A 4502-nucleotide genomic window follows, 5' to 3' on the forward strand; every position below is an offset into this window, starting at 1 on the left:
CCGACCGCTCGGTTCGTAGCCGAGTACTCTATCCAGCTGAGCTATGGATGCATCGGAAATGGCGGTGAGGCGGGGATTCGAACCCCGGATGCAGCTTTTGACCGCATACTCCCTTAGCAGGGGAGCGCCTTCAGCCTCTCGGCCACCTCACCTTACGCGTTCTTCCGAACCGTGCTTCTGAACTTGTTTCTGCTCATCGGCACTGCGTGGCGCACATATTACTTTCCCGCACTTATAAGTCAAACAATTTTTCCCGACTTTTTCTGGATATCGTTCTATTTGCACAAATGACGCGCAATTAGGATGTTTTGCCGACAAAAAGAGTGATTAATCAACAGCGAAAGCACGTTGCAGTTAACAAAATGGGAAGAAAGAAAATGAGGTTCAGGGCGGAAAAAATGAAGATGGGAGGATAAAAGCGGTAGCGCCTCGCAGGATGCGAGGCGCTGAATCCGTTAGTAACTCGTTTGCTGAGTTTTTTCGGCCTGGATACGCTGATAGATTTCTTCGCGATGCACCGAAACTTCTTTAGGCGCATTGACGCCAATACGGACCTGGTTACCTTTAACACCCAGCACCGTTACAGTCACCTCATCGCCAATCATGAGGGTTTCACCAACTCGACGAGTTAGAATAAGCATTCTTTGCTCCTTGAAAGATTAAAAGAGTCGGGCCTGTTCGGTCTCCCGGCCATATCCATCATATAACGCTGAACAATGTCTATGACAAATACACCATTGTGCATCGCCACGCCAATACATTCTGCTGATAGTTAGTTTAGCCGAAATACACTACATCAACCGGACTTTGTCATTATCGGGTGCACACCGCGTTAAAAAGCGCCAGAACACGGGGGTTCTGGCGCTATTCACGATGCTGAATTTTAATTCGTTACAGTCGGTTACTCACCCACTCCGACACGCCAGCCAGTGCGCCAGCCAGTGCCTCAGGGTTTGTACCACCCGCCTGAGCCATATCAGGACGACCGCCACCTTTTCCGCCAACCTGAGCGGCCAGTTCGCCGACCAGCTCACCCGCTTTGACGCGGTCAGTCAGGTCTTTAGTCACCCCAGCAATCAGTGAAACCTTACCTTCAGCGACCGTTGCCAGCACAATGATGGCCGAGCCGAGCTGATTCTTCAGGTCATCCATCATGGTGCGAAGCATCTTCGGCTCAACGTTGTTAAGCTCGCTGACCAGCAGTTTGGTCCCCTTCACGTCCATCGCTTTACTGCTCAGCGAGGCACTCTCTTGCGCCGCTTGCTGATCGCGTAGCTGCTGCAGTTCTTTTTCCAGCGCGCGGACATGATCAACCAGGCCGCGCACTTTCTCATTCAGATTACTGCTGTTGGCTTTAACCACCTGAGCAATCTCAGATATCTGATCGCTCTGCGCATGCAGCTGAGCAATCGCGCCTTCACCCGTCAGCGCTTCAATACGACGCACACCTGCCGCCGTGCCGGATTCAGACTGAATGCGGAACAGGCCAATGTCGCCAGTGCGCGCTGCGTGCGTACCACCGCACAGCTCAACGGAATATTCACCCATGCTAACCACGCGCACACGCTGTTCATACTTCTCACCGAACAACGCCGTTGCGCCGCGCGCTTTCGCTTCATCCAGATCCATTACTTCAGTCTGGATGAGTAAATTGCGACGAATCTGGGTATTAACGATATCTTCAACGGTGCGAATCTGCTCTGGCTTCATCGCTTCGGTATGAGAGAAGTCGAAGCGCAGGTATTTATCGTTGTTGAGTGAGCCTTTCTGACCGACATGATCGCCCAATACTTCACGTAACGCTTCATGCATCAGATGCGTTGCGGAGTGGTTGAGAATAATACGAGCACGGCGCTCTTCATCCACTTGTGCATTGAGGCGGTCACCCACACGTAGCTCACCACTGTTGAGCTTACCGATATGACCAAAGGCTTTGCCATACTTCTGTGTATCCTGGACACTGAATTCAGCATTCTGCCCAGTTAGCACACCGGTATCGCCCACCTGGCCACCTGACTCGCCATAGAATGGTGTTTGATCCAGAATCACTACCGCTTCCTGGCCAGCCGCGATCTGCTCAACCTGCTGACCGCCAACGAACAGCGCCAGCACGGTGCCTTCAGCCTGCAGTTGGTCATAGCCTTTGAAGTCAGTGGCGGCATCAAAGCGAATCACACTGTTGTAGTCCGCGCCAAAACCACTGGCCTCACGCGCACGCTGGCGCTGCTGTTCCATGGCTGTTTCGAAGCCCGCTTCATCAATCTTCAGATTGCGCTCGCGGCAGACGTCAGCGGTCAAATCCGCCGGGAAACCGAAGGTGTCATACAGGCGGAAGACCGTTTCGCCATCCAGCGTATCACCTTGCAGATTGGCTAACTCTTCATCCAGTAAAGCCAGGCCGCGTTCCAGCGTTTTAGCGAACTGCTCTTCTTCATTTTTCAGGGCATTTTCAACATGCTTCTGCTGACGTTTCAGGTCTTCACCGGCATCACCCATGACATCGATTAATGGCGCAACCAGTTTGTAGAAGAAGGCTTCTTTAGCTCCCAACATATTGCCATGACGCACTGCACGACGAATGATACGGCGCAGCACGTAGCCACGGTTTTCATTCGACGGGATGACGCCATCAGCGATCAGGAATGCACAGGAACGGATGTGGTCAGCGATGACGCGCAACGATTTATTGTTGAGGTCGGTCGCACCGGTTACCTGAGCAACAGCCTTGATCAGCTTGGCAAACAGATCGATTTCATAGTTGGAGTTAACGTGCTGCAGTACCGCAGCGATGCGCTCCAGGCCCATACCGGTATCAACAGAAGGCTTCGGCAGAGGTTCCATGGTGCCGTCGGCCTGACGGTTGAACTGCATGAAGACGATGTTCCAGATCTCAATATAGCGATCGCCATCTTCTTCCGGGCTGCCCGGTGGGCCACCCCAGATATGGTCGCCATGATCGTAGAAAATTTCGGTACACGGACCACAAGGGCCGGTATCGCCCATCTGCCAGAAGTTGTCAGATGCGTAGGCGCTGCCTTTGTTATCGCCGATGCGAATAATACGTTCGCGCGGCACACCGACATCGTTAGCCCAGATTTCGAAGGCTTCATCATCGGTTTCATAAACGGTGACCCACAAACGCTCTTTCGGCAGCTTGAACCACTGCTCACCCGTCAGCAGTTCCCAGGCATAAGCAATCGCTTCTTTCTTGAAGTAGTCGCCAAAGCTGAAGTTACCCAGCATTTCAAAGAAGGTGTGGTGACGAGCGGTGTAACCAACGTTCTCAAGATCGTTGTGCTTACCACCGGCACGCACGCAACGCTGAGACGTGGTTGCGCGTGCATAATCGCGTTTATCCTGACCGAGGAAAACGTCTTTAAACTGCACCATTCCCGCATTGGTAAACAGCAACGTTGGGTCGTTGTTCGGTACGAGGGAGCTGCTGGCTACAACCTGATGTCCCTTGCTATGAAAAAAGTCGAGAAACGCTTGACGGATCTCAGCAGTGCTCTTGCTCATATAATTCCTGGAATCACGCTAACGAACGTTCCCTTTCGCGGGCAAACCACATCTGCAGGTTTACCGCTGATTGAGGAACAAAAAGTGGGAATAAGATAAATTTTCTTCAGTGGGAAGTAAAATCCCATCGCCTTTCAGTCGTCAATATTTCTGAAAACTGCCTGAATATCTTCCATCATAAAGCCTTTCGACATTAAAAAGCGCTGTACTTTGCTTTTCTCAGCCCAGGTTTGCGGCAGAGGATCACCAAACTTACGCTTAGCCAAATCGGCCGCGCATTGACTCCAGTCCACTTCAGTATCCATCATCGCCTGATTGATCTCATCGCGGCTGATGCCCTTCTGTTGCAATTCCATACGCACGCGCTGTGAGCCGTAACCTTTCCGTGCGCGACTTTGGATAAAGCGTTCGGTGAAGCGCTGGTCGTTGAGCCAGCCACTCTCCTGGCACCAGTCGAGGACCTTTTCCAGCAGCTCATCCGGTATCGGCACATTTTCTTCTTGCTTCAGATAAGCCGCACGCTGAGAAGAGAGTTGCAGCTTACGCTTCAATTCGTCACGGCTGTGGTCACGCTGCGATAGCACACGCATGGCACGATCCAGCAAACGGGAAAATGTCGGCACCGAAGCCGTTGAAGGTGATGATGACATGAATTTGACCTTGTTCTGACTGTTGCGCAGGGTAAAGCAAGAAGACGATCAGGGGAAGTGTTGACGGGGAAAAGCAAACGGGAGCATCGCTGCTCCCGTGGTGGGTATCTTAGAAATCTTCGTTGGTTTCGCTAGCTTCTTCGTAGTCATCAGCAGAGATTTCTGCTGCACCCGCTCCAGCCGTTGCACCCGTCAGCAGCAGATCGCGTAACTTCTTATCGATCTCGTTAGCAATCGCTGGGTTCTCTTTCAGGAAGTTGGTCGAGTTCGCTTTACCTTGACCAATCTTTTCGCCGTTGTAGCTGTACCACGCACCGGCTTTCTCAACCAGTT

Annotated in this window: 3 protein-coding genes, 1 tRNA gene and 1 pseudogene; all 5 read right to left on the reverse strand. The window is 52.1% G+C overall.

The genetic code is table 11. The annotated features are described in order from the left end of the window. Positions 1 to 59: 59 nt before the first annotated feature. Positions 60 to 152, reverse strand: a tRNA-Ser gene (locus RT340_RS22040). Positions 153 to 455: 303 nt separating this feature from the next. Then, positions 456 to 641, reverse strand: coding sequence for a carbon storage regulator CsrA (csrA, locus tag RT340_RS22045; RefSeq protein WP_004155916.1), 186 nt, complete (start codon positions 639 to 641; stop codon positions 456 to 458). 250 nt (positions 642 to 891) lie between these two features. Beyond that, positions 892 to 3519 (reverse strand): alanine--tRNA ligase, encoded by a 2628-nt coding sequence (alaS, locus tag RT340_RS22050; RefSeq protein ID WP_097117951.1) that lies wholly within the window; start codon positions 3517 to 3519, stop codon positions 892 to 894. A gap of 134 nt (positions 3520 to 3653) precedes the next feature. Next, the gene (locus RT340_RS22055; protein WP_176505750.1) at positions 3654 to 4169 is read right to left on the reverse strand and encodes a regulatory protein RecX; all 516 of its coding nucleotides are present in this window, start codon (positions 4167 to 4169) and stop codon (positions 3654 to 3656) included. A gap of 109 nt (positions 4170 to 4278) precedes the next feature. Further along, positions 4279 to 4502 (reverse strand): annotated as a pseudogene (recA, locus tag RT340_RS22060) (recombinase RecA); the annotation flags it as partial.

This window comes from Pantoea sp. CTOTU50773, assembly GCF_032082325.1.
Classification (GTDB): domain Bacteria; phylum Pseudomonadota; class Gammaproteobacteria; order Enterobacterales; family Enterobacteriaceae; genus Pantoea; species Pantoea communis.

What these genes read in the sequence shown, in the direction of transcription:
- csrA (WP_004155916.1), bottom strand. Translation starts at nt 641, where the DNA reads ATGCTTATTCTAACTCGTCGAGTTGGTGAAACCCTCATGATTGGCGAT.
- alaS (WP_097117951.1), bottom strand. Translation starts at nt 3,519, where the DNA reads ATGAGCAAGAGCACTGCTGAGATCCGTCAAGCGTTTCTCGACTTTTTT.
- RT340_RS22055 (WP_176505750.1), bottom strand. Translation starts at nt 4,169, where the DNA reads ATGTCATCATCACCTTCAACGGCTTCGGTGCCGACATTTTCCCGTTTG.